Annotated in this window: 26 protein-coding genes; 15 read left to right on the plus strand and 11 right to left on the minus strand. The window is 64.5% G+C overall.

Features of this window, described 5'->3' with window-relative positions:
* Nucleotides 1-56 precede the first annotated feature (56 nt).
* Nucleotides 57-776 carry a DICT sensory domain-containing protein gene (locus VI340_RS08410; RefSeq protein ID WP_008313345.1) on the minus strand — a complete coding sequence of 240 codons (720 nt, stop codon included), beginning with the start codon at nucleotides 774-776 and terminating at the stop codon, nucleotides 57-59.
* Between the two features lie 267 nt (nucleotides 777-1,043).
* On the opposite strand from VI340_RS08410, the gene VI340_RS08415 reads away from it, so the two are divergent.
* From VI340_RS08415 to VI340_RS08440, 6 genes are all read left to right on the plus strand, one after another.
* Complete coding sequence (locus tag VI340_RS08415) at nucleotides 1,044-2,942, plus strand: 2-oxoacid:acceptor oxidoreductase subunit alpha (protein ID WP_336330865.1); 1,899 nt, start codon at nucleotides 1,044-1,046, stop codon at nucleotides 2,940-2,942.
* A gap of 3 nt (nucleotides 2,943-2,945) precedes the next feature.
* Nucleotides 2,946-3,884: a thiamine pyrophosphate-dependent enzyme gene (locus VI340_RS08420; RefSeq protein ID WP_008313341.1), complete on the plus strand. Its 939-nt coding sequence runs from the start codon at nucleotides 2,946-2,948 to the stop codon at nucleotides 3,882-3,884.
* A gap of 85 nt (nucleotides 3,885-3,969) precedes the next feature.
* Nucleotides 3,970-4,398 (plus strand): HTH-type transcriptional regulator LrpA1, encoded by a 429-nt coding sequence (gene lrpA1 / locus VI340_RS08425; RefSeq protein ID WP_004591923.1) that lies wholly within the window; start codon nucleotides 3,970-3,972, stop codon nucleotides 4,396-4,398.
* Nucleotides 4,399-4,433: 35 nt separating this feature from the next.
* Complete coding sequence (locus VI340_RS08430) at nucleotides 4,434-6,149, plus strand: DHH family phosphoesterase (RefSeq protein WP_336358192.1); 1,716 nt, start codon at nucleotides 4,434-4,436, stop codon at nucleotides 6,147-6,149.
* A 38-nt stretch (nucleotides 6,150-6,187) separates the two neighbouring features.
* Nucleotides 6,188-6,979 carry a CBS domain-containing protein gene (locus tag VI340_RS08435; RefSeq protein ID WP_008313337.1) on the plus strand — a complete coding sequence of 264 codons (792 nt, stop codon included), beginning with the start codon at nucleotides 6,188-6,190 and terminating at the stop codon, nucleotides 6,977-6,979.
* Between the two features lie 74 nt (nucleotides 6,980-7,053).
* Nucleotides 7,054-8,757, plus strand: a complete 1,704-nt coding sequence (locus tag VI340_RS08440; RefSeq protein WP_008313335.1) for a methylmalonyl-CoA mutase family protein — start codon at nucleotides 7,054-7,056, stop codon at nucleotides 8,755-8,757.
* 74 nt (nucleotides 8,758-8,831) lie between these two features.
* On the opposite strand, the gene VI340_RS08445 is transcribed toward VI340_RS08440, so the two are convergent.
* From VI340_RS08445 to VI340_RS08465, 5 genes are all read right to left on the minus strand, one after another.
* Entirely contained in the window at nucleotides 8,832-10,238 is a 1,407-nt protein-coding gene (locus tag VI340_RS08445) for an HTTM domain-containing protein (RefSeq protein WP_336358193.1), read from the minus strand.
* A gap of 167 nt (nucleotides 10,239-10,405) precedes the next feature.
* The gene (locus VI340_RS08450; RefSeq protein WP_008313333.1) at nucleotides 10,406-10,675 is read right to left on the minus strand and encodes a DUF7520 family protein; all 270 of its coding nucleotides are present in this window, start codon (nucleotides 10,673-10,675) and stop codon (nucleotides 10,406-10,408) included.
* A gap of 215 nt (nucleotides 10,676-10,890) precedes the next feature.
* Nucleotides 10,891-12,675: a cytochrome c oxidase subunit I gene (gene ctaD, locus VI340_RS08455; protein ID WP_008313332.1), complete on the minus strand. Its 1,785-nt coding sequence runs from the start codon at nucleotides 12,673-12,675 to the stop codon at nucleotides 10,891-10,893.
* Nucleotides 12,676-12,844: 169 nt separating this feature from the next.
* Nucleotides 12,845-13,096 (minus strand): DUF6684 family protein, encoded by a 252-nt coding sequence (locus tag VI340_RS08460; protein ID WP_008313331.1) that lies wholly within the window; start codon nucleotides 13,094-13,096, stop codon nucleotides 12,845-12,847.
* Between the two features lie 63 nt (nucleotides 13,097-13,159).
* Nucleotides 13,160-13,555, minus strand: coding sequence for a DUF7541 family protein (locus VI340_RS08465; protein ID WP_008313330.1), 396 nt, complete (start codon nucleotides 13,553-13,555; stop codon nucleotides 13,160-13,162).
* Nucleotides 13,556-13,644: 89 nt separating this feature from the next.
* On the opposite strand from VI340_RS08465, the gene VI340_RS08470 reads away from it, so the two are divergent.
* Nucleotides 13,645-16,212, plus strand: coding sequence for a DUF7527 domain-containing protein (locus VI340_RS08470; protein ID WP_336358194.1), 2,568 nt, complete (start codon nucleotides 13,645-13,647; stop codon nucleotides 16,210-16,212).
* Nucleotides 16,213-16,221: 9 nt separating this feature from the next.
* Here VI340_RS08470 and VI340_RS08475 read toward each other — a convergent pair whose 3' ends face one another.
* Complete coding sequence (locus tag VI340_RS08475) at nucleotides 16,222-16,527, minus strand: hypothetical protein (protein ID WP_004516266.1); 306 nt, start codon at nucleotides 16,525-16,527, stop codon at nucleotides 16,222-16,224.
* Between the two features lie 178 nt (nucleotides 16,528-16,705).
* On the opposite strand from VI340_RS08475, the gene VI340_RS08480 reads away from it, so the two are divergent.
* The 3 genes from VI340_RS08480 to VI340_RS08490 all read left to right on the plus strand — a co-directional run bounded on the left by VI340_RS08480 (nucleotide 16,706) and on the right by VI340_RS08490 (nucleotide 18,988).
* A complete protein-coding gene (locus tag VI340_RS08480) occupies nucleotides 16,706-18,082 on the plus strand; it encodes an adenylosuccinate synthase (RefSeq protein WP_008313325.1) in 1,377 nt (458 codons plus the stop codon).
* 114 nt (nucleotides 18,083-18,196) lie between these two features.
* Complete coding sequence (locus tag VI340_RS08485) at nucleotides 18,197-18,391, plus strand: methytransferase partner Trm112 (protein ID WP_336358195.1); 195 nt, start codon at nucleotides 18,197-18,199, stop codon at nucleotides 18,389-18,391.
* A 33-nt stretch (nucleotides 18,392-18,424) separates the two neighbouring features.
* Nucleotides 18,425-18,988 (plus strand): DUF7524 family protein, encoded by a 564-nt coding sequence (locus VI340_RS08490; protein WP_225306764.1) that lies wholly within the window; start codon nucleotides 18,425-18,427, stop codon nucleotides 18,986-18,988.
* A gap of 6 nt (nucleotides 18,989-18,994) precedes the next feature.
* On the opposite strand, the gene VI340_RS08495 is transcribed toward VI340_RS08490, so the two are convergent.
* From VI340_RS08495 to VI340_RS08505, 3 genes are all read right to left on the minus strand, one after another.
* On the minus strand, nucleotides 18,995-20,071 hold the full coding sequence (locus VI340_RS08495) for a DR2241 family protein (protein WP_008313318.1): 1,077 nt from the start codon (nucleotides 20,069-20,071) through the stop codon (nucleotides 18,995-18,997).
* Between the two features lie 100 nt (nucleotides 20,072-20,171).
* Nucleotides 20,172-21,053, minus strand: coding sequence for a CbiX/SirB N-terminal domain-containing protein (locus VI340_RS08500; protein WP_336330871.1), 882 nt, complete (start codon nucleotides 21,051-21,053; stop codon nucleotides 20,172-20,174).
* Nucleotides 21,054-21,167: 114 nt separating this feature from the next.
* Nucleotides 21,168-21,326: a hypothetical protein gene (locus VI340_RS08505; protein ID WP_004956734.1), complete on the minus strand. Its 159-nt coding sequence runs from the start codon at nucleotides 21,324-21,326 to the stop codon at nucleotides 21,168-21,170.
* A 214-nt stretch (nucleotides 21,327-21,540) separates the two neighbouring features.
* Between VI340_RS08505 and VI340_RS08510 the strand changes: the two genes are divergently transcribed.
* The 5 genes from VI340_RS08510 (at nucleotide 21,541) to corA (ending at nucleotide 25,491) form a co-directional block, all read left to right on the plus strand.
* Nucleotides 21,541-22,026 carry a DUF7523 family protein gene (locus VI340_RS08510; protein ID WP_008313310.1) on the plus strand — a complete coding sequence of 162 codons (486 nt, stop codon included), beginning with the start codon at nucleotides 21,541-21,543 and terminating at the stop codon, nucleotides 22,024-22,026.
* A 47-nt stretch (nucleotides 22,027-22,073) separates the two neighbouring features.
* Entirely contained in the window at nucleotides 22,074-23,552 is a 1,479-nt protein-coding gene (gene cysS, locus VI340_RS08515) for a cysteine--tRNA ligase (protein ID WP_008313308.1), read from the plus strand.
* A 109-nt stretch (nucleotides 23,553-23,661) separates the two neighbouring features.
* Nucleotides 23,662-24,303 (plus strand): DUF6517 family protein, encoded by a 642-nt coding sequence (locus VI340_RS08520; RefSeq protein ID WP_008313306.1) that lies wholly within the window; start codon nucleotides 23,662-23,664, stop codon nucleotides 24,301-24,303.
* A 43-nt stretch (nucleotides 24,304-24,346) separates the two neighbouring features.
* On the plus strand, nucleotides 24,347-24,517 hold the full coding sequence (locus VI340_RS08525) for a hypothetical protein (RefSeq protein WP_008313304.1): 171 nt from the start codon (nucleotides 24,347-24,349) through the stop codon (nucleotides 24,515-24,517).
* The gene (gene corA, locus VI340_RS08530) at nucleotides 24,514-25,491 is read left to right on the plus strand and encodes a magnesium/cobalt transporter CorA (RefSeq protein ID WP_151145908.1); all 978 of its coding nucleotides are present in this window, start codon (nucleotides 24,514-24,516) and stop codon (nucleotides 25,489-25,491) included. Before VI340_RS08525 ends, corA begins: the two co-directional genes overlap by 4 nt.
* Here corA and VI340_RS08535 read toward each other — a convergent pair.
* On the minus strand, nucleotides 25,486-26,712 hold the full coding sequence (locus VI340_RS08535; RefSeq protein ID WP_336358196.1) for a tripartite tricarboxylate transporter permease: 1,227 nt from the start codon (nucleotides 26,710-26,712) through the stop codon (nucleotides 25,486-25,488). The two genes, corA and VI340_RS08535, sit on opposite strands and share 6 nt — an antisense overlap.
* Nucleotides 26,713-26,762: the final 50 nt, after the last annotated feature.

A 26,762-nucleotide genomic window follows, 5' to 3' on the forward strand; every position in this document is an offset into this window, starting at 1 on the left:
AATGCCAACCGACGGCAAGCCGTAGTAATGGTCGCGCTGGCCGGTTCGAACGCGGCTCACTGTTCGAGATAGCCGTAGGTCTCCTCCAGATAGTCGATGATCCAGTCGACCGTCGACTCGTCGTAGGTCCAGAAGCCGTAGAACTCGCGTGGCTCGCGCTCCTCGGCCAGCAAGGCGCACTTCTGGGTCGGGTCACTGCCGCCGTCGAACACGACGAACCACGAGTCGGCGATCTCGTCCGACCGTTCCAGATGCAGCGAGAACGTGCTGTACTCGGGTGGTTCGACGTCAGGGACGGCGTAGGCGTGAACGTCCACGTCGGTCTCACCCAGCCGTTCGTAGAGGTCGAGTTCGCCCTGAAGCGTAGACAGTGTCTGGAAGCCGGCGTGCAGCGTTCCCTGTCCCACACGCCACGCGCGGTCTTCAATCTCGCGGGACGCGGCGGTCATCCGTTGGATGGACCACGAGGTGAACATCGTCTCGTCGAGGTGGTCGAGAATCGACGCGTACGGGCTGTTGTCCCGCGTGATGTACTGACGGCCTTCGTCAAGCGAGTCGGTGAACGAATTGAGGCTGGCGGCCGCGATGACCTCTTCGTCCTCGCTGAGAGTGATAAACTCGCCCGGGCGTCCGCTCTCAGTCTGCTCGGTCTGAACGTGGACGTTGCGGTCCGCGAAGCGCTCGCGCAGGTCTTCGGCCGCTGTCGGCCCGGCGTTGAAGATAGTCAGCGTCTTCTGATGGTCCTCGACGCCAGCGATGAGTTCCGTTAACGACATCCTCGACTGTACAACGGTATTCACTGTGTTAGTCGTTGCGGGAGGGAGTTACGCGGCTTACTATTAGTGGCTGACAAGTGTGGCTCGGGCGGATATATTGCCCCTGTGAACATCTCCCAATAGCGACGAACCCCATTTCGAAAACGGCAACCTGAGGTGCCTGAGACGAAAGATAACGATTAATGAGTGGTGATGTAGTGGAAAATCTTTAGTCATGGCCCCCCAACGGGATGATACGGCACCAGAGCTGGGGCCGAGGATTTCACCATGACAGACAACGAACTAATCTGGCGAATCGCCGGTGGTTCCGGTGACGGAATCGACTCGACAAGCCAGAACTTCGCGAAGGCCTTGATGTGGTCGGGGCTGAACGTGTTCACACACCGCCATTACCCGTCGCGTATCCGCGGCGGCCACACGTACGTGGAAGTACGTGCGAAAGACGAGCCAGTACAGTCCCGCGGGGACGGCTACAACTTCCTGCTGGCCCTGGGTGACTCCTTCGCCCGGAACCCGCAGGAAGAGGCCTACTACGGCAAAGAGGAGCTGAAACCGCTGTACGAGAACTTCGACGACCTCCGTGAGGGCGGCGTCCTCCTCTACGACGAGGGGCTGCTCGACGAGGAAGACGTCGACGAGATCGGTCTCGAAGAGGCCGCCGAGGAGAACAACTGGCACGTCGTCCCGATGGACCTCCGCGGCATCGCCAAGGAGCACGGCCGCGAGATCATGCGGAACACGGCCGGTATCGGCGCGACCGCGGCCATTCTCGACATCAGCACCGACGAGTTCGAGAAGCTCATCAAACAGAACATGAGCGGCGACATGCAGGAGGCGAACCTCAACGTCCTGCACGACGCCTACGAAGCCGCAAGCGAACTCGATGTCGATCACGACATCGAAGTCCCAGAGGGATCCCACGACGAGGAGCAGGTCATCCTCTCGGGCTCGAACGCCATCTCCTACGGCGCAATCGACGAGGGCTGTCGCTTCATCTCGGGCTACCCCATGACTCCGTGGACCGACGTGTTCACGATCATGTCACAGCACCTGCCCTCGTTCGGTGGGATCTCCGAACAGGTCGAAGACGAGATCGCGGCCGCCGCGCTGGCCCTCGGTGCGTCTCACGCCGGCGTGAAAGCCATGTCCGGGTCATCCGGCGGTGGCTTCGCGCTGATGTCCGAACCGCTCGGACTGGCAGAGATGACCGAGACGCCTATCGTGCTCGTCGAAGCGATGCGGGCCGGCCCCTCGACGGGGATGCCGACCAAGCCCGAGCAGGCGGACCTCGAACACGTCCTGTACACGTCACAGGGCGACTCCGCCCGCGTCGTGTTCGCGCCGGCGAACATCCGCGAGTGCTACACGCAGACCCGCTCGGCGTTCCGCATCGCCTACGAGTACCAGATCCCGGCTATCGTCATCTACGACCAGAAGATCCAGGGCGAACTCCGGAACCTCCCGGCCAGCCACTTCGACGAGGAACCGAACGCCGATCCTGGCTCGGTCCTCACCGAAGAGGAGATTCAGGACGCCGCACACCACTCCTCCGGGAAGTTCCAGCGGTTCCTCCACGAACCCGAGGACGGCTCGAACGTCAGCCCGCGCTCCGTGCCGGGCCAGAAGGACGGCCGTTTCCTCGCGACGGGCAACGAGCACAACCCATCGGGCCACATCAGCGAGGACCCCGAGAACCGCATCGCCCAGATGAACCGTCGGCTCAACAAGCTCGACGACATCCGTGCTGATCTGGACGAGAACACGTCCCACCAGACCTACCACGGACCCGACGAGGCCGACTACGGCATCCTCGTGTGGGGCAGCCAGCAGGGGACCGTCTTCGAGGCCGTCGACCGGCTCAACGAGAACGGTCACTCCGTGAAGGCACTGGGCGTCTCCGACATGGCCCCGTACCCGGAAGACGAGGTCTCCGAGTGGCTCGAATCAGTCGACGAGGCGCTCGTCGTCGAGATGAACGCCACGGCCCAGTTCCGCGGCCTGACACAGAAGGAACTCGGCAAGTACGGCGACAAGATGTCGAGCCTCCTGAAGTACAACGGCAACCCCTTCGAGCCCGCCGAGATCGTCGACGGGTTCGAGTCCAGCATCGACGGCGAGGAACTCGCCGCGAGCAACATGAAGTACGTCCCCGCGGCAGGTGACTAACCAATGAGTGCATTCTCAGCAATCAACGAAGAACGCGAGATCGAGCGCGACGAGTTCACACCCGGCATCGAACCGCAGGCGACCTGGTGTCCGGGCTGTGGCGACTTCGGCGTCCTCAAGGCGCTCAAGCAGGCCATGCCGGAAGTCGGCAAGAACCCCGACGAAGTCGCGCTGTTCACCGGTATCGGCTGTTCCGGCAAGCTCAACAGCTACTTCAACAGCTACGGCTTCCACACCATCCACGGTCGCTCGCTGCCCGTCGCCCGGGCCGCGAAGCTCGCCAACCCCAACCTCGAAGTCATCGCGGCCGGCGGGGACGGCGACGGCTACGGCATCGGCGGGAACCACACCATCCACACGGCCCGTGAGAACCACGACATCACGTACATCGTGTTCAACAACGAGATCTTCGGGCTGACCAAGGGCCAGACGTCGCCGACGTCGCCGAAGGGCCACAAGTCCAAGACACAGCCCCACGGCTCGGCGAAGTCGCCGATCCGACCCCTGTCCCAGCAGCTCAACGCCGGCGCGACCTACATCGCCCGCACCGCGGCTGTCAACCCGAACCAGGCCAAGGAGATCATCGCCGAAGCCATCGAGCACGACGGCTTCGCGCACATCGACTTCCTGACCCAGTGTCCGACCTGGAACAAGGACGCGAAACACTACGTCCCGTACACGGACGTCCAGCAGTCCGACGAGTTCGACTTCGACGTCTCGGACCGCGCGGAAGCCGCCGAGATGATGCGAAAGACCGAGGAGCGACTGTACGAAGGTGAAGTCCTGACCGGTCGGATGTACGTCGAGGACGCGCGCCCCTCCTACGGCGAGGAGAAGCGCCAGATCGGCGAGATGCCCGACGAACCGCTCGCAGAGCGGTACTTCGACGAGGACGCGGAGTGGGAGCGGACCTACGACAACCTCCTCGAACATCACAAATAAGGCCCGCTACTGGACTGCAGACACCACCTCGAACGTGGGTTTCTGGTTCGGAAGATATTTTTTCATGCACCGAAAAGATTACTCCATGAGTGCCGAGTCCACGGAGCGTCGAATCCTGTCGGTCCTTGAAGAGGACGCACAGGCCTCGTACGCAGAAATCGCGGAACGAGCCGACGTATCGAAGCCGACAGTCCGGAAATACATCCAGAAACTCGAAGAGGAGGGCGTCATCGTCGGCTACTCCGCCGATGTCGACCCGAAGAAGCTGGCAGGCCAGTCGATTGCCCTGGTCGGCATCGACATCGCGAGCGATTGCTACGTCGAGGCCACGCGGAACCTCAAGGAGATCCCGGAGATGGAGGAACTGTACACGTCCAGCGGCGACCACATGCTGATGGCGGAGGTCCGAGCGATGGACGGGGACTCGCTGGCGGACGTCATCGAAGACAAGATTCTCGCGCTCGACGGTGTTACCGCCGCGCATCCGTCGTTTCTCCAGGAACGGCTGAAGTAACGGGTTTTTAGACGCTCCAGCGCTGACTGCACGGTATGCTTTCTCGGCTGGTGCTCGGACTCGGGCCGACGGCCGCGGACCTTCTCGACGCGATTAGCGACGACCGCGGCGACCTGACAGTCGTGACCCAGGACGAGCACCGTGCTGAAACGCTCCGAGCGGACGGTATCAACGTACTCGAAGCCGACCAGACTGACCCATCTGTTCTCGCCGACCTCGACGTTCACCCTGAGAGCGTCATCGTCGCCAGTGAAGACCCGGAACGGAACGCCGACGCGGCGACGGCCGCCCGTGACTGCTTTCCCGACGTGTTTCTGCTCGCCTACGCCGGCCGCGGCGCGACGGCGGACCAGCGCGACCGACTCGATAGCGTGGCGGACCGGCTGGTTACGCCGGAGTCTGTCGTTACCGACTACGTCACCCAGTCGGTCGGCGACGAGGGAACGCGGGCCAGACAGCTCCATCAGGTACTGCGGGACATCGACGATCACCTCGCCGTCGTCACGCACGACAACCCCGACCCGGACGCGATTGCCAGCGCTGTCGCCCTCGGCGCGCTCGCTGAACGGGCCGACTGCGAGGTGACGATCTGTTACTACGGGGAGATTTCCCATCAGGAGAACCGGGCGTTCGTCAATCTCCTCGAATTCGATCTCCGGAACCTCGATGCCGATTCGCCGGACGAACTGGACGCGTTCGACGCGTTCGCGCTGGTCGACCACTCCAGAGCCGGCGTCAACGACCAGCTCCCGCCCGAGACTCCCATCGACATCGTCATCGACCACCATCCGCCGCGCGTCCCAATCGAAGCCCGCTTCGTCGACCTCCGGAGCGGCGTCGGGGCGACGAGTACGTTACTGGTCGACTATCTCCAGCGGTTCAACATCGACATTCCGACCACAATCGCGACGGGCCTGCTGTTCGGTATTCAGGTCGACACGAAGGACTTCCGCCGGGAGGTCGCTGCCGCGGACTTCGAGGCCGCCGCGCATCTCGTGACGAACGCCGACATGGCGACGCTCCAGCGCATCGAAGACCCGAGCGTGAGCCCGGAGACGCTGTCGGTCATCGGCCGCGCGATCGCGAACCGCGAACAGGAGGGCTCGGTGCTCCTGACCGGCGTCGGCGAGATCAGTGATCGGGACGCGCTCGCGCAGGCGGCTGACAGGCTGCTCGATCTCGAAGGCGTTCAGGCGACGATGGTGTACGGCGTCGTCGACGGGACGATTTACGCGTCCGCTCGGGCACGCGGCGCGGATATCGACCTCGGCGAGGCGCTGCGGGACGCCTTCGGACAGATCGGGTCCGCGGGCGGTCACGCCGATATGGCGGGCGCACAGATCGACCTGGGGATGATCACCGTCGACGACCGCGAGGAGTCGCTGGAAGAGATCGTCCGCTCTATCGTCTCGGACCGGTTTCTCGACGCTATCCAGTCGCGGTCCCACCGGTTGCTCGGCCGCGTCTACGCACGCTCTGACTACGACGTGACCGCGTTCACGGAGTCGACGGCGCTCAGACGGGACAGCGGAGACACCATCACGACGGCTGGAGACACGCCTGCAGGGTCGAGCGACGACACCGCAACGGACTGGAACAGCGATGTGCTGTTTCTGGAAGACGGCGACGAAGACGGAGGCGACGAGCCAGAACAGGCGGACGACGCGGCTGAGCCGCCGGACGACGAGTCAGAACAGGCGGACGACACCCCGGAGACGCTCGTCGAACCCGACGACAGCGAGCCGTCGTAGGCGAGCCTTTTTTGCCGTCGGTCGAGAACGTCGCGCCGATGGAGGAATCGAGTCGACCGACGGTCGGAGACTACATGACACGCGAGGTTGCCACCGTCGAACTCGACGACACTGTCGGGGAGGTCGCCCGACGTATCGCCGACAACGACCACTTCAGCGGGTTTCCGGTAACGGACGGCCGCCGCGTCGAAGGGTTCGTCAGCGCGCGCGACCTGCTGCTCGCCGAGGACCACGAGCCGATGTTCCGCGTGATGACCGATGACATCCTCGTGGCGCACCCGGACATGGCCGTTCAGGACGCGGCGCGCGTCATCCTGCGGTCGGGCATCCAGAAACTCCCGGTCGTCGACGACGCCGGCCACCTCGTCGGCATCATCTCGAACGCCGACGTGATCCGCTCACAGATCGAACGGGCGACACCGGGCAAAGTGGACAAGCTCGGCCGGACGCTGGAGAACATCCACGGCATCACGACACACGAAGGCCGACGGGAGGTGGAGCTCGACGACCTGACGCCGACACAGACGACGGTGTACGCCGACGAACTCGAAGGCCGGGTGTACGAACTGGAACGCGGGCTGGCGGAACCGCTCGTCGTCATCGACAACGGCGGGGACCTCCTGCTGGCTGACGGCCACCACCGCGTGAAAGCCGCCGCGCGGCTCGATATCGACGAAATGGACGCCTACGTCATCGTTCTCGACGAGACGGTCGAACTGGGGATGGCCGAGACGGCCGCAGACTCCGACCTGGAGTCGATCGACGATATCGAGGTCGTCGACTACGCGCACCACCCGCTCGTCCAGACGACGGAACGACTCCAGGATTAGTCCCTGCTGGTGCGTCTGACGGTAACATCAAGCTTGCCCGAACCTTCTTACTAAATCATGACATACACCGGAGTATGTTCGACGAGTCGGACCTCCAGCGCATCCGCGAGCAGAAAGGCGAGTGGGAAGCCGAGACACTGGACCCCGTACTGGACGCCTACGGCGAACGCAAGGAGCAGTTCGCGACGGTCTCAAACCTCGACGTAGACCGGCTGTACACACCTCTCGACGTGGACGACGTCGATTACGAGGAAGACATCGGCTTCCCCGGTGAGGAGCCGTTCACACGCGGCGTCTATCCGACGATGTACCGCGGCCGGCAGTGGACCATGCGGCAGTTCGCGGGCTTTGGCACCGCCGACGAGACCAACGAGCGGTTCCACTATCTCATCGACGAGGGCCAGACCGGGCTCTCGACGGCTTTTGACATGCCGACGCTGATGGGAATCGACTCCGACGACGTGATGGCCGACGGCGAGGTGGGCAAGGAGGGTGTCGCCGTCGACACGCTGGCGGACATGGAGCGGTTGTTCGACGGCATCGACCTCGGTGAGGTCTCGACCTCCTTCACGATCAACCCCAGCGCCCCCGTCATCTACGCGATGTACATCGCGCTGGCCGACCAGCAGGGCGTCCCGCGCGAGGAAATCCGGGGGACCCTCCAGAACGACATGTTCAAGGAGTTCATCGCACAGAAGGAGTGGGTCATCCCACCGGAGCCGTCGCTGAAGCTCGTCACCGACACTATCGAGTTCGCCAGTCAGGAGACCCCGAAGTTCAAGCCCATATCGGTGTCGGGGTATCACATCCGGGAGGCCGGCTCGACAGCCGTACAGGAACTCGCGTTCACCCTCGCGGACGGCTTCGCCTACGTCGAAGACTGTCTGAACCGGGGGCTTGAGGTCGACGAGTTCGCCCCACAGCTCTCCTTTTTCTTCAATTCGCACAACTCCATGTTCGAGGAGATAGCGAAGTTCCGCGCGGCCCGGCGCATCTACGCCCGGGTGATGGACGACTGGTACGACGCGGAGGCCGACGCGAGCAAGCAACTGAAGTTCCACACCCAGACCGCCGGCCAGTCACTGACGGCCCAGCAACCGCTGAACAACATCGTCCGCGTGACGATTCAGGCCCTCGCAGGTGTGCTGGGCGGGACCCAGAGCCTGCACACCAACAGCTTCGACGAGGCGCTGGCGCTCCCGTCCGAGCAGGCGGTGCGGGTCGCCCTCCGCACACAGCAGATCATCGCGGAGGAGTCGGGCGCCGCCGACATCGTCGACCCGATGGGCGGCAGTTTCGCCATCGAGTCGCTGACCGACGAGGTCGAGGAGAAGGCGATGGCCTACATCAACCACATCAGGGACGAACTCGGTGACGGGTCGGTCCGCGACGGCGTTATTCAGGGGATTCAGGACGGCTACTTCCAGCGCGAGATTCAGGACGCCGCCTACGAGTACCAGCAGCGCGTCGAGAGCGAGGAAGAGGTCATGGTCGGCGTCAACAAGTACACCGTCGAGGAAGACACCGAGCCCGAAATTCTCACCGTCGACGAGGACGTGCAGGAACGCCAGCGGGACAAGCTTGCGACGGCCAAGGCAGAGCGCGACGACGCGGCCGTGGAAGCGGCGCTCGACGAACTGCAGCAGGTGATCACGGACGGCGGGAACGTCATGCCCGTCATCATCGACGCGGTGAAAGCCTACGCGACGATGGGCGAGATCATGGCCGTCTTCGAGGCAGAGTACGGGAGCTATCAGGAAACGGCCAGCGTCGCCTGACTGGACAGAGCGTACGCTCAATCGTCGCTTGAAGGACTGCTTTCGAGGTGTAACCAATCTCCATCATCACCCGATCAGGCACACTGATACGACCCGAGCCGTTCCTGGCTGACGGATTCGGACCCGTTCAGGTTGGTCGACTCGGTCAGGACAATCAACTCCACGCGTTCCATCGCGTCGTCGTGGCGTTGATTCCACCGGGAACACAGATACGTTGCGAGCGACCGTCGAAGACTGGGTTCGTGACGGGCTGTCCCGAGGAACTTCTTCCAGCGCTGGTTCGGAAACCGGTCTGACACCTCCGGCGGCCGAGAGAGAGTGACCGGCTCCCCGGTAAGCGCGTCGACCCGGTTCCCGGACTCCAGAGTTGCCGGGGCCGCGTACCACCACGTTTCCTGTGGCGGGTCTGGCGCGAACATGTTCCAGCTCCGGTCCTCGATTCTGTCCGGCGTGCCCGTCGGTGCGGCGACGAAGCCGACCGCGATGGCGTTGAGAACGACAATGGCGACGATCCCGAGCGCCGCTAGCGAAGCCGTCGTCGTGGGGAACCAGAGTTGCGAAGGACCTGTCGCTGAATCCGGCCCCCGCGGGCGCAACGCTTCGATGGCGGCGGGCCAGCGGTCCGCGAGCGCGTCCCAGAACGGCGTCGGGAGAAACAAGACCAGCCCGAGAATCGAGACGAGCGGAAACACACCCAGGAGAAACGAGAACGCCATACAGACGTGTGCGGTGACGAACGCCGCGACCAGTCCCGTCCGATACCAGCCGGTCCAGATGAGCAACAACGGGGACCCAGCGAGCAAGGCGAGCCAGAGCCAGTTCCCCAGGACCAGCGCCAGGTCCCAGCCTGCAACCACGTCACCAAGCCGGACAGTGAGGTGGTCGAGCTGGAACACGTACCGCACCGCAGTCCCTCGGTGCCAGTACGTACCACGAAGCTTCATGAGGCCGTTCGTCACATACACGGCCAGTACTTGCAGGAGGATGCCCGCAGTGCCGGCGGTGGCGACCCGTGTCGGCGCAGACTCCGGCGACCCATTTTCCCAGCCACAGCCAAGCGGGAGGAGGAGGCTCCAGAACAGCAGCCGGCGAAACAGCGTATCGCCGGCGTTGAGGACGACAGGGTTCCGGAGCTGTATCGATACGAGCAGGACGAACGCGACGCCCGCGCTCAGGCGGGGCCGGTAGCCCACTACCAGCGCCAGTCCTGCGAGCGCCGTCAGTCCGAGGGCCACCAGCGGGAGCCAGACGGTCCCCGAGAAAGCGAGCGGCGACACGTCTCCCAGAACCGGATACAGTTCAGCCAGTGTCGAGCGCGGGAGCGCGCCGCTATCGGTGTAAAAGGCGACGATGTCCGACCACCGTAGGACAATATCGACGATGAGACACAGCCCGAGCCCCGCTCTGAACGCTGCGAGCGCACGTCGGTCGATAGCGATTCGGTGGACCAACCACTGACGGAGGGGAAATTCGGGGCGCATTTGTAGGGAGGGCGGTGAGACACCGGCTTGCTGTCACGCAGGCGACTAGCAGCCGATTTTCTGTCGGATTAAAATAAACTAACGGAATCGGGCATCAGATAGCTGAGGGGTCCACAGCGGTACGAGGAACTGGTTCACACGGCAAGATATACTGCAGCAACGGACACTCAGGAACTGGCCGCGTCGTCGATTCGCTCGGAGACGTACACGACGAGGCCAAGCAACACGCCGAGGACGATGCCGATAGTGACGAACCCGTAGATGGCGACGCCAAACGGCGTCGGTGGCAGCGCGATCACACCGAACAGTTCCGGTTCGAGGTCTTCCGGTCGGATGCTGCCGAGCACGAACCCCATCACGCCGGCAAGAACAACAATAGCAACGTACAGGCGAAGGACGATTTGCTGTCCGGACCTGGCCTCGGCTGACTCGCTCATGTGGGAACAACGGCTCGGAGACGATTAGCCTTTTTCACTTCCACGCCGTAGCTATCCTATGTCACAGAAGGAACTGTTGTTTCTCGTCCTGACCGGAATCGCGCTCATGATGTTCGTGACGGCCATGGTACTCGTCTCCGGCGCGAGCTAACAGGCACTGTCCGTTCGGACGTAGCCGCGAACGACAGAAGTAGACGAAAACAGAATTCGGCCGCTTACGAGTCGTCTTGTTCTTCTTCGCCGCCGTCAGCGAGCAGCGAGGGGTCCTTCTCCGGCGCTTCGGCTTCGAGCTGCTCGTCGAACCACTGGAACTCGCGGTCCAGCATGCCGTCGCGTTCGAGGTTCCACGGGTCGCCGTCCTCGACTTTCGGGCCTTCGAGCCAGGACTGGACGATGTTCCAGACGAAGAACAGCTGGCCGATGAACAGGATGACCGCACCCACCGTCGCCGCTTGGTGGAAGGTGCTGACCTGCGTCAGCGGTGCGATAGCGCCGTCGAATTCGTAGGTGGCGTACCGGCGCGGCATCCCCAGGTAGCCGAGCGCGAGCATCGCGAAGAACGTGATGTTGGTCCCGACCATCGAGAACCAGAAGTGCGCCTTCCCGAGCGTGCGCTGGTACATCCGCCCGGTGAATATCGGGAACCAGTAGTAGATGCCGGCGAAGGCCGCGAAGCCGATGGCACCCATCACGATGTAGTGGAAGTGCCCGACGACGTAGTAGGTGTCGTGCAGAATCAGGTCGACGGGGATGGAAGCGAGGAACACGCCCGTAACACCGCCGATGATGAAGTTCGAGACGAAGCCGATACAGAACAGCATCGGCGTCGTCAGGCGCAGGCGGCCGTTCCACATCGTCGTGATCCAGTTGAACGTCTTGACTGCGCTCGGTATCGCGATAGCCAACGAGACAGCCATGAACGACGCCCGGAGCCGCGGGTCCATGCCCGTCGAGAACATGTGGTGGGCCCAGACGCCAAAGGAGAGGACCCCGATGGCAAGCGTCGAGTAGACGACGAACTTGAAGCCGAACAGTTTTCGGCCGGAGAACTTCGGCAGGATGAGGCTGACCAGTCCCATCGGCGGCAGGACGAGGATGTACACCTCGGGGTGGCCGAAGAACCAGAACAGGTGCTGCCACAGCAGCGGGCCGCCACCCTCGACGGCGAAGAACGTCGTCGAGAGGTTCCGGTCCAGGAGGAGCATGACGATGGCGCTCCCCAGCAGCGGAAACGCGAACAGGATGAGCGCGGACTGGGTGAGGATCGTCCACGAGAAGATGTCGAGGTTCGCCCAGTTGACCTCCTCGTTGCGCTCCGTGAAGATGGTCGCGATGAAGTTGATCGCGCCCATCGTCGCCGCAACGCCCGAGAGGTGCAGTCCCAGCAGCATCAGGTCGACGCCGGGGTTCGCCTGCTCGACCGACAGCGGCGTGTACATCGTCCAGGCCGTACGAGCCGGCTCGATCATGTTCTCGGTCACCGGCGCGAGGAAGAATCCGGCCCAGATAAGCAGGGCCGCCGGCGGAAGCAGCCAGAACGCGATGGCGTTGATACGCGGGAACGCCATGTCGTCAGCCCCGATGAGCAGGGGGATGAAGTAGTTCGCGAACGCCGCGATGATGGGCGTCCCGAACAGGAACAGCATCGTGATGCCGTGACTCGTCAGGATGGAGTTGTAGGCGTTGTTGCCGAGGATGGCCCCGGCGGGCGTGACGAGCTGGAGGCGGATGAGCATCGCCATGATGCCGCCCACGGCGAATGCGATGACCGCGTACACCCCGTACAACAGACCGATGTCCTTGTGGTCGACGGTTGTTAGCCAGCGAATGATACCTGCGGGTTTCTCACGGTTGATGACCGCTGCCTCGTCACCCGTGACGGCCCCGCCACCCGCGAGCGGCGTATACGAACGCCAGTTCTCGACACGGGTGAGAAGCGCGGCGACGCCGACGAGGAGGACGGCCATCAGCCCCGTCAGCACAATATCTCCTGCTACCATAGTCGTCCTTCAGGACTGGGACATTATCAAAGGGTCGATTCCTGCAGCAACGATCATAAAACACGGCTTCCATCCGGCGGTGAAACCGCAGAAAGGAGGGATCACCTCGCACTGTCATCCGGTAGCGACCGCGGTCGGTCTTCGAAACGGTTTGTCTGAACCCGTCCGCTCAGTCTTCGTGGCCGAGTTCGCCGCTCTCCTTCTCAGCGTTCTCGACGGCCTTCCCCGCGTAGTAGGTCAGGACAGCGAGCAGCAGGAACATCGAGATGATCAGTGCGAACTGCATTCCGGAGAAGACGGGATCCGTTCCGAATGCCGGGAACGCGGCGAACGCGACGATGAAGAAGAGGAGGATCCCGAGCGGGATAACGTTCACAGTGAGGTCGAGCAGGGTGTCTTTTTCGAACCCGAACAGTGCCATGCCTGTCCGTTAGCACAGGTCGGTAAATAGAGTGTTGGTTTCCGAACCGGGCGGGTACCCGTCTCAGGCCGCGGTCTGTTCCATTATCGAGGCGACGCCACCCATCGCGATCATCACGGTGCCCGCCGCGGCGACGGCCACCAGCCGAGTGAGGAGTGGCCCGGTCCCGACGTTCGAGAGCGCGATATCGGCGACCGGGACCTGCCAGACCGCAAACGCGGCGGCGAGGACGATAAGAACCACTCCCACGCCCAGCAGGGTCGGCCACGGCCGTTCCACGTACCCGGACTCCGTGAGGATACCGGCGATACTGCCGCCGAACAGTATCAGTCCGAAGACGGCTACCGGAAAGAGTCCGACGAACACGCCGATCTCTGACAGTGCTAATCCCAGTGCGACGAACAGCGGCCACGGGCTCGCAGTCGGATACTGGTCGCTTAGTCCCGGCTCCTCTGCCATACACGTACTTACACTCGAATCGGCATATGTCCATCGGACCGCGCCCGTGGGCACAAACTATTTGTCTGCCATCCGGCTTGGTGGGAGTAATGAGTACACGCACGGTCGAACGGGTCGACGGCTGGGAGTCGGTTCCGTTCGACGGCGGGTTCGCGGGCCTGCAAGACCTCGCCGGGCAGGAGTTCTCCGGCGCGGTCATCACGGGTCCGACGCGCCTGTTCATGTTGAACGGGACCGTCGTCGGCGTCCTCGACGGCACTATCGAGGACTTCGAGGACGCGTCGGGAACAGCCAAGCGGTCGCCCCACGAGGCCTTACCCCTGCTTGCAGTGATGCAGGAGCGGGCCGACGAGGTGAAAGCGCAGTACTACACCGAAGACACCGCGCTTGCAGACGTCGATCAAACCCTGTCGAGCGGCAACTTTACGGGCTTTATCGAACTCTCGGAGAACGTCCTCTCGGGCGACTACTACACCGTCTACCACCAGGGCCGCTCGATGAGCGTCGCGTGGGTCGGGAACTCTGACAACCTCATCACCGACGACGAGGCCTTCGAAACGGCCAACGACGAGGTCGGCATCTACGAGGTCATGCCGGTCGACATCGAGCCGATCGAGATTCCGGAACCGCCGGACGACGAGGCGGACGAGCAGTCAGCGGACCCGGCGGCCGCCGGCGTCGATCCGCTCGACGCTGGCGACGAGACGGCTGTCGCCGACGTACCCACTGACGAGGGTGCGGTAGATAGCACGCCGACAGAGACGGCAGCACCAGACGAACCGACACCACAGGGCGACGCCAGCGATGAACTGGCGGACCCATCCCCGGACCCCGTCGGAGATACCGGAGCCGATGGAACCGACGAGGCTGAACAGGCCCAGACCGCAGCAGAGTCGACACCGGACCGCGGCCCTGCAAGCAGCGGCCCGCCGGGGTCGAAAGCCGCTGGTGCGACTCCGGGCCGGTCCCGCCGCAGTTCCGAGTCGGACGAGCAATCGAGCGTGGCCGAGAAGCCGAATACGGACAGCCAGCCAGACAGCGGAGCGACCGACCGGGCGGCGACAGATACTGACACCGTGACCCAGACAGAACCGAACAACGACGCCGCGACACAGACGGAACCGGACAACGACGCCGCCGAACGGGAGACCAGAGTGGGTGAGACTGCCGGGGAGACCGAACCGAAACGCCCGGCGACGGACCCGTCACAAACGCAGGAAGCCCAGCAGGCGAGTGCTCGGAGTTCCCAGTCACAGAGCGACCAGACGGCTTCGACGGACCGTCGCGCCGAACCGACCGACTCGAAACCGAACCAGAGTACCGAGTCACGGCCGTCCCAGGCACAGTCCGGGACTGGAGCGGCAACGCCGACGCCGGACGCCGGTTCTGGCGGGTCAACGACGGACCTGGAGACGCGCTCGGTCCCGTCGCTGGACCCGAACAAGTCCGGTGGTGCTCGTGAAAGCATGACAACCAGCGTGTCCCCCACCCAGACGCCACCGACAGGTGGGCAACAGGCCTCGACGCCGCGACGTGACCAGCCAGCACAGGACGACTCGGCACCGTCGACCGAATCCAGTGTGCAGGGACCAGCACCGGCACAGGAGAGCCGTCGCACACCTGCGAAAGACCCACAGCCGGCCGAGACGCCCAAGACCCAGCCTTCGACAGAGGACCAGCGACAGTCGCCTGCCGACGAAGAGCCGACACCGCGCGAGCAGGAGCGCGTCGCGGAACTGGAGTCCGAACTGGAACAGCGGGCCGAGACGGTGTCGGAACTCGAATCCGAACTCACAGATCTGGAAGCCACGAACCAGGAACTCCGGGACGAGCGCGACCGCCTGGAGTCGGAGCTAGCCGACGCACGGGCCGAGATCGACCGGCTGGAGGAGCAACTCGACGAGCAGGACGACACCGCTGCGGGTGGCACCCGGCTCAGCGTCGGCGAGGCGATAAACGGGACGAACCTCTTCGTCAGGTACGACTCGAAAGGCAAGGCGACGCTGGAGGAGGCCAGGGACGGCGAGGCGAGCCGCGATGAAGTCGAGGCGAACCTCAGGCTGGAGTACCACACGCAGTTCGAGGCCGAGGGCGCCACGGTCAACGGGACGCCCTTCGAGGAGTTCCTCGAGGACAGCATCCAGTACCGCTTCGTCAACTGGCTCATCCGGAACCTCCTCTACGAGATTCGGGACACCGGCCACGCTGGAGCGATGAAGGACCTCTACGAGGGCCTTCCGGCTATCGACCGCGCCGAACTGAACGGCAACGTCACGGTGACCTACACGGAGGACGGCCAGGAGAACCGCTCGCAGGAGCGGTTCGACGTCGTCGTCCGCGACCGGATGGGGAACCCGCTGGTCGTCGCCAACATCAACGACTCGCGCGAACCGGCCTCCGAGGGCCAGATGTCGGACCTCATCCGGAACGCCGAGCGGGTCGGCAACGCCTCCGGATCGCTTGCGTCGGCGTTTCTCGTCACGAGCAGCTTCTTCGAGCCGGGGGCGCTCGAAACCGCCGAAGAAGCCACTTCCAGTGGGCTGTTTAACCGCGATAAGCGGAAGAGCTTCGTGAACCTCTCGCGCAAGGAGGGCTTTCACCTCTGTCTGTTAGAAGCGAGAAACCAGGAGTTCCACCTGGCGGTCCCGGAACTCTGAGAAAGAAGCTTAGCCTTCGATTTCGGCCGCGTCTTCGATCTTCATACCTTCGAGCTTGTCGATGATTTCGTCGACCTTCTCGTCTAAGTCGTCGACGAACTCACCGGTCTGTTCGGTCGTGATCGCACCCTGGCTGGAGGGCTCGATGAGGTTCTCCTCTTCGAGAACGCGCAGGGAGTACCGCACCTTGTGGTGCGGGTAGCCGGTTTCGTTGGACATCTTCACGATACCGATAGGCTCGTTCTCGATAACCATGCGAAGCACCTGCAAGTGGCGCTCCAGCATGTCAACTTCCTTTTCAAGCCTGTCTATCATGGCAATTGTTAACTTGTGTTTGCGGTATTTAAAGGTTCTCCCTCGGCCAATCGCTACAACGTTGATACGTTCGAACAGGGGTATCTTAAAACCGTCGTAACGGTTCACATGGGTACTGCTCACGAGCGTGATTTCCGGACCGTAATCTGTTTATCACGGTGGATGGAAGGTGCGTGCGATGACCGTAACCATCGTCGGCTCACAGCTCGGCGACGAAGGGAAGGGCGGCATCGTCGACCTGTACGGCGACGACGTGGACGTCGTCGCGCGCTATCAGGGCGGCGACAACGCCGGCCACACCGTCGTCCACGAGGGCGAGGAGTACAAGCTCTCGCTGGTTCCGAGCGGAGCCATCCGCGGCAAGGTCGGCGTCCTCGGCAACGGGTGCGTCGTCAATCCGCGAACGCTGTTCGACGAGATAGACACGCTCCAGGAACGCGGCCTCGACCCGGACGTTCGCATCGCCGAACGAGCACATGTCATTCTCCCATTCCACCGGGTGCTCGACGGCATCGAAGAGAAGGTAAAGAGTGAAACAGACCAAGAAGTCGGAACGACGGGCCGGGGTATCGGCCCGACCTACGAGGACAAGGCCGGCCGGCGCGGCGTTCGCGTCGGCGACCTGCTCGACCCGGACGTGCTCCGAGAGCGCCTCGAATACGTCGTCCCGCAGAAGCGGGCCGTCGTCGAGGACGTGTACGGCCTCGACGTCGACGAGCTTGACGATCCGGATGCCTTGGACGTGGACGCCATCTTCGAGGAGTTCCGCGAGTTCGGCCGCCGCTTCGAGGCCGAGGACATGACCGTCAACGCCGGAGCCTTCCTCAGCGCGACCATCGACGAGGGCCAGAACGTCATGCTGGAGGGCGCACAGGGGACCATCATCGACATCGACCACGGGAACTACCCCTACGTCACCTCCTCGAACCCGACGGCCGGCGGCGCGGCGACCGGGACCGGACTCAGCCCCGGCGTCGTCGGCGACGGCGAAGTCATCGGTATCGTGAAGGCGTACCTCACCCGCGTCGGGAGCGGCCCGCTGCCGACCGAACTCGGCGGCGTCGTCGGCGACACGCCCGGCTACGACGAGCAGGGCGAAGGCGAGAACGAGGAACTGGCGAACTACATCCGCGAGGAAGGCGGCGAGTACGGGACCGTCACCGGCCGCCCGCGACGTGTCGGCTGGCTCGACCTGCCGATGCTGCGCCACTCCACGCGCGTGTCCGGCTTTACCGGCATCGCCATCAACCACCTCGACGTGCTCGCCGGCCTCGACGAAGTGAAAGTCGGTCACACGTACACGCTCGACGGCGAGGAACTGGCGTCGATGCCCGCGACGACCGAGCAGTGGAAGCGCTGTGAAGCCAACTTCAAGTCCTTCGACGGCTGGCCCGAGGTCGACTGGGCGAACGCCGCCGACGAGGGGTACGACGCGCTGCCGGAGAACGCGAAAGCCTACGTCGAATACATCGAGTCCGAACTCGACACGCCGGCCTACGCCATCGGCGTCGGCCCCGGCCGCGGCGAAACTATCGTTCGCGAGCACCCGTTCTAGCGGGCTGTTCTCCCTACTTCGACGTTTGAGGGGGCAGACGCGATTACCCAGTGACGTGGCGACACTCACTGGGAGAGCGGCAGACTTTTGCGACCGCCGGTCTTGGTCGACTGTATGAAAGAGGACCTGATGGAAATTATTTGCTGCCCTCTGGACAAGCACGACCTCGACCTCGAAGTGACGGAGCGCGACGACGGCGAGATCCTGGCGGGCGAACTCACCTGTACCGAGTGTAGCGAGACGTTCCCCATCGAGGACGGCATTCCGAACCTGCTCCCGCCGGATATGCGCGACGAGGCACCGGCCTGAACCTTTTTTTCCTCGCCCCGCGGAGTCACGTCCGTGCCTGACTCCCTGCCCGTGCACCTCAATCGGACGGACATCCACAGCCTGGAGGTTCCAAACGAGTTCGACGCGACAGGGAGTTTCGACGTACGATTAGTCAATCACGGCGAGGCCCTGCACGTCCATCTTCACCTCGACGACTCGCTCTCCTCCGTCGCATCGCTCGACGCCACGAACCACCACGTACGGGCCGAAACCGACCGACTGGTCAGGATAACTGTCGACGGTGACGGCCCGGTCCGCGGCAAGCTAAAGGTCGTGACGGGGTACGGCGCCGAGACCCGGTACATCGACATCTACATCCCGGAAGGCGGGACCGAGAACGAACCGGTCATCGTCGACGACGAGCTGTCGAAGCCACAGCCGAAATCGGCGACGGAATCGGAACCCGGGCTCGAAGACCTGTCCGCGGGACCGATACTGGCGGCTGGCGGTTTCACGGTCCTGATTGCGGGCCTCATCACGCTGGTTCTCACCGAGAGCCTGCTGTTGACCGCTGTCGCAGTCCTCGCAGTCACAATCGTGCTGGGACTTCTGTCCGTCGCCGTTCGCTCGTCCTGAACCCCGTTACTGTTCCGTCTCGACGCCGCCGAGGTTCCCCTCGTCGTCGAACAGCTTCGCGCGCAGGAACCGCGCCCGGTACCGGTTGGCTCCCTCGTAGATGTCCGCCTCGCGGATGTCCTCGGCCTCGCCGTCGGCGACGGCATCGATGATGGCCTCGACCTGCTCTTTTTCGCTGGGCGTGAGTTCGAACTCGTAGGTCTGGCTCGTCTCGCCTTCGAGTTTCGTCCACTGGCGTGCGCCGGCGATGACGAGCGAACAGGGTTCGCGGCAGGGGAACTCACCCGACCCGCCGTCGACGCCGAGGTCCGTCTCCTCGTCGTACTGCCACTCCCGGCGCTTGAGACACTGGGAGTCGTCACAGCAGGCCTCGGCTACCCAGTTGACGTGTTCGTAGCCGTCGCCGCGATCCCAGGTCTTGACGACGCCGTAGATTCCCGTCTGGCGGTCGACGGTGTCCCGCCAGTGGTTCACGTCGAGTTCGCCCTCCCGCTCGCGGTGCCAGTTCGCAATGGTCGCCGGGTAGAACGCGTCGACAGTCGTGACGAACTCGCCCGCCGAGAGGGCCGGGAACGCCCAGCCCGTCTGGAGCGACGGCGCGGTCTTGAGCGGACGGTAGCCGCCGTCGTCGTCGTGTTTCGCTATCTCGCGTGCATCGAGCGGGTCGTCATGCGTGTCGAGTGCGCTCGTCCCGACGTCGGCGTCGGCGCGGTGGCGAACACTGTAGGCCCGTTCCCCGTCGGAGAGCGTGACGGTCAGATGGAGTTCGCCCCAGGTCGCGGACACCCCGTCGGCGAGCGCGTCGTAGCGCTCGGCCACGTCCCGTTGCTCTGCCCCTTCGAGCCAGCGGAGGAACGCCCAGCGGTCCGCCTTCTGGGGCGCTGTGGCGTGCCAGAAATACCAGTTTCGGACGTACGGTGACTCCGCCGCCACCGTCCGGAGCGTCTCTTCGTCGATACCACTGTGGTCCACGTCCGGCGTCTGGAACGTGTACCCGTCGCTCTCGTGGGCCACATGGAGGTCGTCGAAGGCGATGCCATCGGGGGCAGTTGCCACCAGCGCGTCCACGTACTCGCCGTCCATACGGGAAAACGGAACTCAGTCGGCAAAAGTCGGCTGGTTCCGGCCAGCCAGCAGTGTCAGTCGGTCTGTGTTCCGGTACAAAGCGGCAGGCGCTGAGCGATCAGTCGCCGGTCGCGGGCTTCGCGCCGCCGGTCTCCTCGCGCACCTGCTCGATGGCGCTGCTCACGTCGGCTCCCGCGTCAGCCGCTCGCTCAAGCACCACGTCGGCCATCAGCGGCTCCGTTCCGACCGCACCGGCGTACCAGATATCGTGGCCCTCGACAGTGGTCGGTACGTCGTAGCCCGTCCGGTAGTCGTCGGTCAGGCCCATGTCTTCGGGGATGTCCTCCTGGGTGTGGAAGCCGTCGGCGATGAACAGCGGCACGACGACGATGTCGTCGCTCTCGAAGTAGTCCGCGACGTCGTCGACCTCGGGGTCCTCGTCCATGAACAGCGACTGCACCTCGTCGAAGCGGCCGCGCTCGCGGATGCGGTCGGCGTGGTACTGGATGGCCTTCGCGGAGTTCTCGTTGCGCTCCGTGCCGTGGCCGACGACTGCGAGTCCGAACCCGTCGCCGACGTCGGGGTCACCGGTGACGGACTCGGCCCGCTGGACGATGACGTCGCTCATCGAGTCGTGCGTCCCGACCGGGCCGCAGTAGTGGACTGTCTGGTCCGTGTCCTCGGCGGCCAGCGTCGCGTTGGTCGCGCTCGTCCCGTCGGAGTCCCACAGCTCGGGGTCCCAGTCTTCCAGGCGGAACTCCCGTGGAATGACCTGCTCGGTGAAGTAGCCCTCAGAGATGAACAGCGGGACCAGATACACCTCCTCGGCGTCGACGGTCCGCAGCGCCTCCCGGAACGACGGTTCCTCCTTCCAGAAGGACTCGCGGACCTCGCCGAACGCGCCGGTCGCCCGAATCGTGTCGGCGTGGTCGTACGTGGGCGTACTCGACTCGGCGTTCAGATGGGAGCCGTGGGCCGCGATAACGAGTGCTTCGTCCATACTCACCGGTTGGGGCGAGCCGTCCTTAGGGCCTTCGTTGGCCTGTCCGGGTAGCCGGCGGGCTGTTCGGTGTTCAACTCGGAAAGTGAGTGGTTACCGATCGATTCCGCCCGATCACAGCCCGAACAGGAGGACGTAGAACAGCAGTCCGGCTGCTGCCAGCAGTGCGGCGTGTCCCAGCGCGCCAGCAGCGACAACAATGCCACCGATGACTCGTTCCGCCGGTTCCAGGGGCTGTCCGAACACTTGCCGTTCGCGTTGTGCAATAGCCATTGTCCTTCCCTCATGTAGAGAGACAGCCTCCTGTGGCACAATCCCCTATGACTGTTCTCACTTGCTGGGAGCGGACCCGCAGTTCTGCGGGTTTAGCGCGTCCGTACCGTGGTCATGACGGGATAGAACGGGCACCGCTGGCTCTCTCCGGTCGAAGCGCGCTCGCTCGCATCGATAGAACCGCTTTTGTCTGCGCCGTTCGTGCCCGACGCCAATGTCACTCGCAGCCGCGACCAGGGACGCCGTCCGCGAGCGCCCGTTCCTCTACGACGCACTTCGGGCGGGCGTGGTTAACTACACGGCCGCCGCTCGCACGCTCGACATCGACGGCGAGGAGGAAGCCGTCGCGACTGCGCTCCGTCGGTTCGCCGAGGAACTGCCCACCGACCCGCCACACGACAGCGACGCCAGGGTCTCGATGCAGAGCGGGCTTGGCCGGGTCGAGTCCCCCGGTGCTGAGTCGACCGCCGTCCTCACAGTCGGCGACGCCGCCTTCGCCGAGGGCGCCGGTTCGCTGACTGGCATCGTCGCCACCGGTGACCTCTCGGCGGCGGCGCTGGCCGAGGTGCTCGGACGCCTGCGAGCGACCGATATCTCGACCGAGGCCGCCGGCGTCACCGACGACGCGCTCGTCGTGGTGGTGAGCCGCCGCGCGGGACCGGACACGCTCCGGGTGGTCGAAGCGACTGTACAGGGGTGAGTCGCCTTCCGACGGCTTAAAGCGGGCGGCCCCAGTTTCCCCCGGTAATGACGCTTCGCGTGACGAACACGTTGACCGGTGAGAAAGAGCCCTTCGAGCCGCGCGACCCCGACTCCGTGCTGCTGTACTACTGTGGGCTGACGACCTCCGACCCACCCCACCTCGGGCACGCGCGCGGCTGGGTCCACGTCGACGTGATGGCCCGCTGGCTCGACCACCTGGGCTACGACGTCCACCACGTCGAGAACTTCACCGACGTCAACGAGAAGATCGTCGCCCGCGTCGGCGAGGACGGCGACAGCGAGGAGAGCGTGGCCCGCCACTACGTCCAGCAGGTCATCGACGACATGCGGTCGCTCAACCTCGGCCGCGCGGAGGTGTATCCCCGCGTCTCCGAGCACGTCCCGGAGATCATCGACCTCGTCGAGCGACTCGTCGAGGGGGGCCACGCCTACGAACAGAACGGCTCCGTCTACTTCGACGTGACAAGCTTCGAGGACTACGGGAAACTCTCGAACCAGTCCGTCGACGACATCGAGTCCCAGGGTGAGGAGACCGAAGGCGAAAAGCGCCATCCGGCCGACTTCGCGCTCTGGAAGGCCGGCGGCGTCGACCCCGACGACATCGCCGACCACCAGCACCCCGAGGCCGCGCCGGCCGCGGAGGCCTGCCAGACGGCCCAGACCTGGGACTCCCCGTGGGGCGAGGGCCGACCGGGCTGGCACATCGAGTGCTCGGCGATGTCGATGACCCACCTCGACGAGTCCATCGACATCCACGTCGGCGGGCAGGACCTCGTCTTTCCCCACCACGAGAACGAGGTGGCCCAGAGCGAGGCCGCGACCGGAACGCAGTTCGCGAAGTACTGGCTCCACGTCCGACTGCTGGAAACCGAGGAGGAGAAGATGTCCTCCTCGCTGGGTAACTACTTCACCGTCGCCGACGCCGTCGAGGAGTTCGGCCCCGACGTGCTCCGGACCTTCCTCCTGTCGACGGCCTACACCTCGCGGGCGACCTACAGCGACGAGACCATCGCGGAGGCCGAGGAGCGCTGGGACCGCCTGTCCCGTGGCTACGAGCGGGCAGTTGAGGCCTGCGACGACGTGGACGCATACGCGAAAGTAACCGACGAGACGCTTCGTGACGCTGTCGCAGACGCCCGATCGGCGTTCGAGGCCGCGATGAACGACGACTTCAACACGCGGGAAGCGATGACCGCGCTGCTCGACCTGACGGCCGCTGTGAACTCCCACCTGGATGCCCACGAGCAACGGGACTACCAGGGGCTCCGCCGCGCCATCGAAGCCTTCGAGGAACTCGGCGGCGGCATCCTCGGGCTGGCGTTCGGCGACGACGACAGCGGCGACGTGTCGCTGGCCGGTGACGTCGTCGACCTGGTTCTGAATATCCGCGAGCAGGAACGAGAGGCCGGTAACTACGAACGCGCCGACGAACTCCGGGACGAACTGGAAGCGCTCGGCGTCGAGGTGCAGGACACTGACGACGGGCCGACCTACCGGCTCTGAAAGGGGACGATAGACCGGTTCTAGGACGTTTATCGACGGTGTTTTGTACCTTAGTTAACAGCTTGGGCGGCCAAGCACTTTATATACTGGACACAGTGTAGAAACAACAATGCGAAAGGGCATCCTCACGCTTCTCGTCGGGTTACTCGTCGCCTCGTCGGGCTGTGTCGGCCTGATAACCGGGGAGACAGTCGAGTTCGACTCCGCACCGGCGTCAGTCGGCGACAGTGCGCTCGAAGAGACCGGCTACGAGCAGTCGATGGCTGACGAACAGACTATCGAGCGGACGGTCACCGTCGCCGGGCAGGAGCGAACCATCCGCGTCACGAACCACGTCCGACAGTACGAGCGTGGCATCGACCTCGGACCGCTCGGTGAGGTCAACGCCGGCCGATTCATCGTCTTCTCGACGCCCAGCGCCAGCGTCGCGGGGAAGTCGCTGAACCCGGCCGCCAGCTGGTCCAACGAACGCCTCGTCGAGGAAGTCGCCAGCCGGAACGACCAGATAAACGATGTCCAGTTCGAACGCAACCGCTCGGTTGAGGCACTGGGCGAGTCCCGTGAGGTGGCCGTGTTCTCCGGAACGACGGCCATCGAGGGCCAGGAAGTGGATGTCCTGATTCATCTCACGAGCTTCGAACACGAGGGTGACGTGGTCGTCGCTGTCGCCGTCTACCCGGAACGGATCGACGACCGCGAAGGGCCGCGTGTCGATACGCTGCTCGGCGGCCTCTCGCACTCGGGCAACTGACTGCGGGGACACTGTTTTCTTTCGGGCCAGTGATGACGGAGGCATGAATCGGCTGTTTGTCGCCGGTGCGGTGCTCACGCTCGTCGGCATTGCTGGCTATGCTGTCGGGACGAGCGTCGCCTACCCCGGCCGGTCTGCGTCGGTGACGGCGGTCATGGTCGGGCTGACGGTGGCGGCCGTCGGCCACGCCACGCCGACGGAGGACACACCGTGATTTCCGCAGTGGTGTACGCCGACGGACAGGCAGTGGAGTACGAGGACCTGGCGGCAGCCCGAACGGCCGTCGGGACGACGTGGGTTCACGTCACCGACGCGACACCCGAAGAAATCGACGCCGTCAGTTCCGCCTTCGATCTCCACTCGCTGGCTATCGAGGACATCAAGACCGACGTCCGGGCGAACGTCCAGGAGTTCAACGCCTACACGTTCGCGCTCGTCAAGTCCGCGTCGCTCACGCCCGGCGATACGACGTTCGACAAGGAGGTGAAAACGACGCCGCTTGGCCTGTTCATCGGCCCCGACTGGGTCGTCACGCTGTCGACGGGAGCCGTCCCGTCCGTCCAGCGCGTGATGGACGCCGTCGGCCGCGGGGACGAGCGACTCCTCCACCGCGGCCCGGATTTCACGGCCTACCGGGTCATCGACGTCATCGTCGACGCGTACTTCGACCTACTGGACGAGATCGAGACTGATATCGAACAGATCGAGGAGGAAGTGACCATCTCCACCGATATCGAGACGCTCGAACGGATCAACGACGTTCGGCGCGACCTGCTGTCCTTCCGCAAACAGGTCTGGCCGGCGCGGGAAGCGATCGGCGTGCTCGCCCGTGGCGACCCCAACCAGATCCAGCCACAGACGGAGAAGTACTTCCGGGACGTGTACGACCACCTGGTCCAGATTGTCGACCTGACCGAGACGTACCGCGACCTGGTGGCGGGGGCGCGAGATATCTACCTGAACACGGTGTCCCAGTCGACCAACGAGGTAATGAAGATGCTCACCGTCGTCGCGACCATCTTCATTCCGCTGACCTTCGTGGTCGGCATCTACGGGATGAACTTCGCCGACAGCCCGTACAACATGCCGGAACTGGGCTGGGCGTTCGGCTACCCCGCGGTGATGATCGGGATGGTGATCGTCGTCGCCGTCTTGCTCGCCCATTTCCGCCAGCGGGGCTACCTATAACGCCAGCGGGACGAGCAACACCCCCATCAGAGTCGCCCGCCGAGCCCCGAACTTCGGGGGCAAGTGGCCGACTGCGGTCGCGGCCCCGAACGCACCTACGCCGACCAGCCCCGCGAAGAGCGCGGAGAGACAGATCAGGACCGCAATCACCGACAGCGAAAGGTACGCCGGGTCCAGTCGGCCGACAATCCGGAGGTAGCGGTCGCCGACGGTCGGGACGAGTATCGCGCCGGCGACGGCAGCGATGGCGACCGCGGCGAGCAGTGCCGGGAGCACCAACGGGACTTCGGCCCGGTCGAGCGCGACGAGGACGCCGGTTCGGGGCGTCCCGAGCGAAATGAGCGCGAACAGCGCAAAGACAGCCGTCGCCGTGTTGACGCCGCTCGTCGTGACGATGAACGCTCGCGGTCCCTGGTCGGAGATCAGGCCCAGCGCCAGCGTCGCTGCGATAGCGCTGGAGACGCCCGGAATGTAGCCGACTACGCCCCCACAGAGTGTGCCGATACCGGCGAGAACGCCGACCGTTCGTCGCGGCGTCGTCACCGTCGCGTCGGCCTGTGGCGGGACGCCGTCCCCTTCGATAGCGGCCAGGAGCACCGGCGCGCCGAACAGTCCCGAAAACAGTGGGACCAGCACGTCCGACACAGGCAACGCTCCGGTTACCGGCGCATCGAGCAGGGCGATTCCGAGCAGTCCACTGGCGGCCAGGGAACACGCCGCGCCGACCTGCCGACGGCGGCCGCGTTCGGTGACCACGAGCAGGGCGGCGACCCCTGCAAGGAGCACCGGGAGCCAGGGCCGGACCAGCGGATACGCACGCTCCATTCCGAGGGTGAGCGGAACCGCGAGCGGGACGGCAAACACCACGGCCAGCCCGCTCCCGAGCGCAGACAGGCGAAGCGCCTCCCGACCGCGGCCCTCGATGACCAGCTGGTGGCTCGGTAGCGCACTGGCCGCCATCGCCGGGTCCGGGACGCCCAGCGCCAGCGCCGGAATCACGTCGAGAAAGGTGTGTGTCACCCCGGCCGCAAGCATCGCGACGCCGACGTAGAGCCGCGGCCCGGGCAGGCTGCTCGCCGCCGCGGCGAGCAGGAGCGCGAACGTGTTGGCGTGCAACCCCGGAACGAGCCCGCTGAGCGTTCCCAGCCCGACACCCGCGCCGACCGCGGCGAGTAGCGCGAGCGTCGTCGTCGGGTCGACGGCGGGCGTCCCCGGTAGCATACCGGGGCGTGGCCCCGTTCCCGTACTTGAATCTCCGCGACGCTCGGCCT

This window comes from Haloarcula sp. CGMCC 1.6347 (genome assembly GCF_037078395.1).
In the GTDB taxonomy this organism is placed as follows: domain Archaea; phylum Halobacteriota; class Halobacteria; order Halobacteriales; family Haloarculaceae; genus Haloarcula; species Haloarcula amylolytica.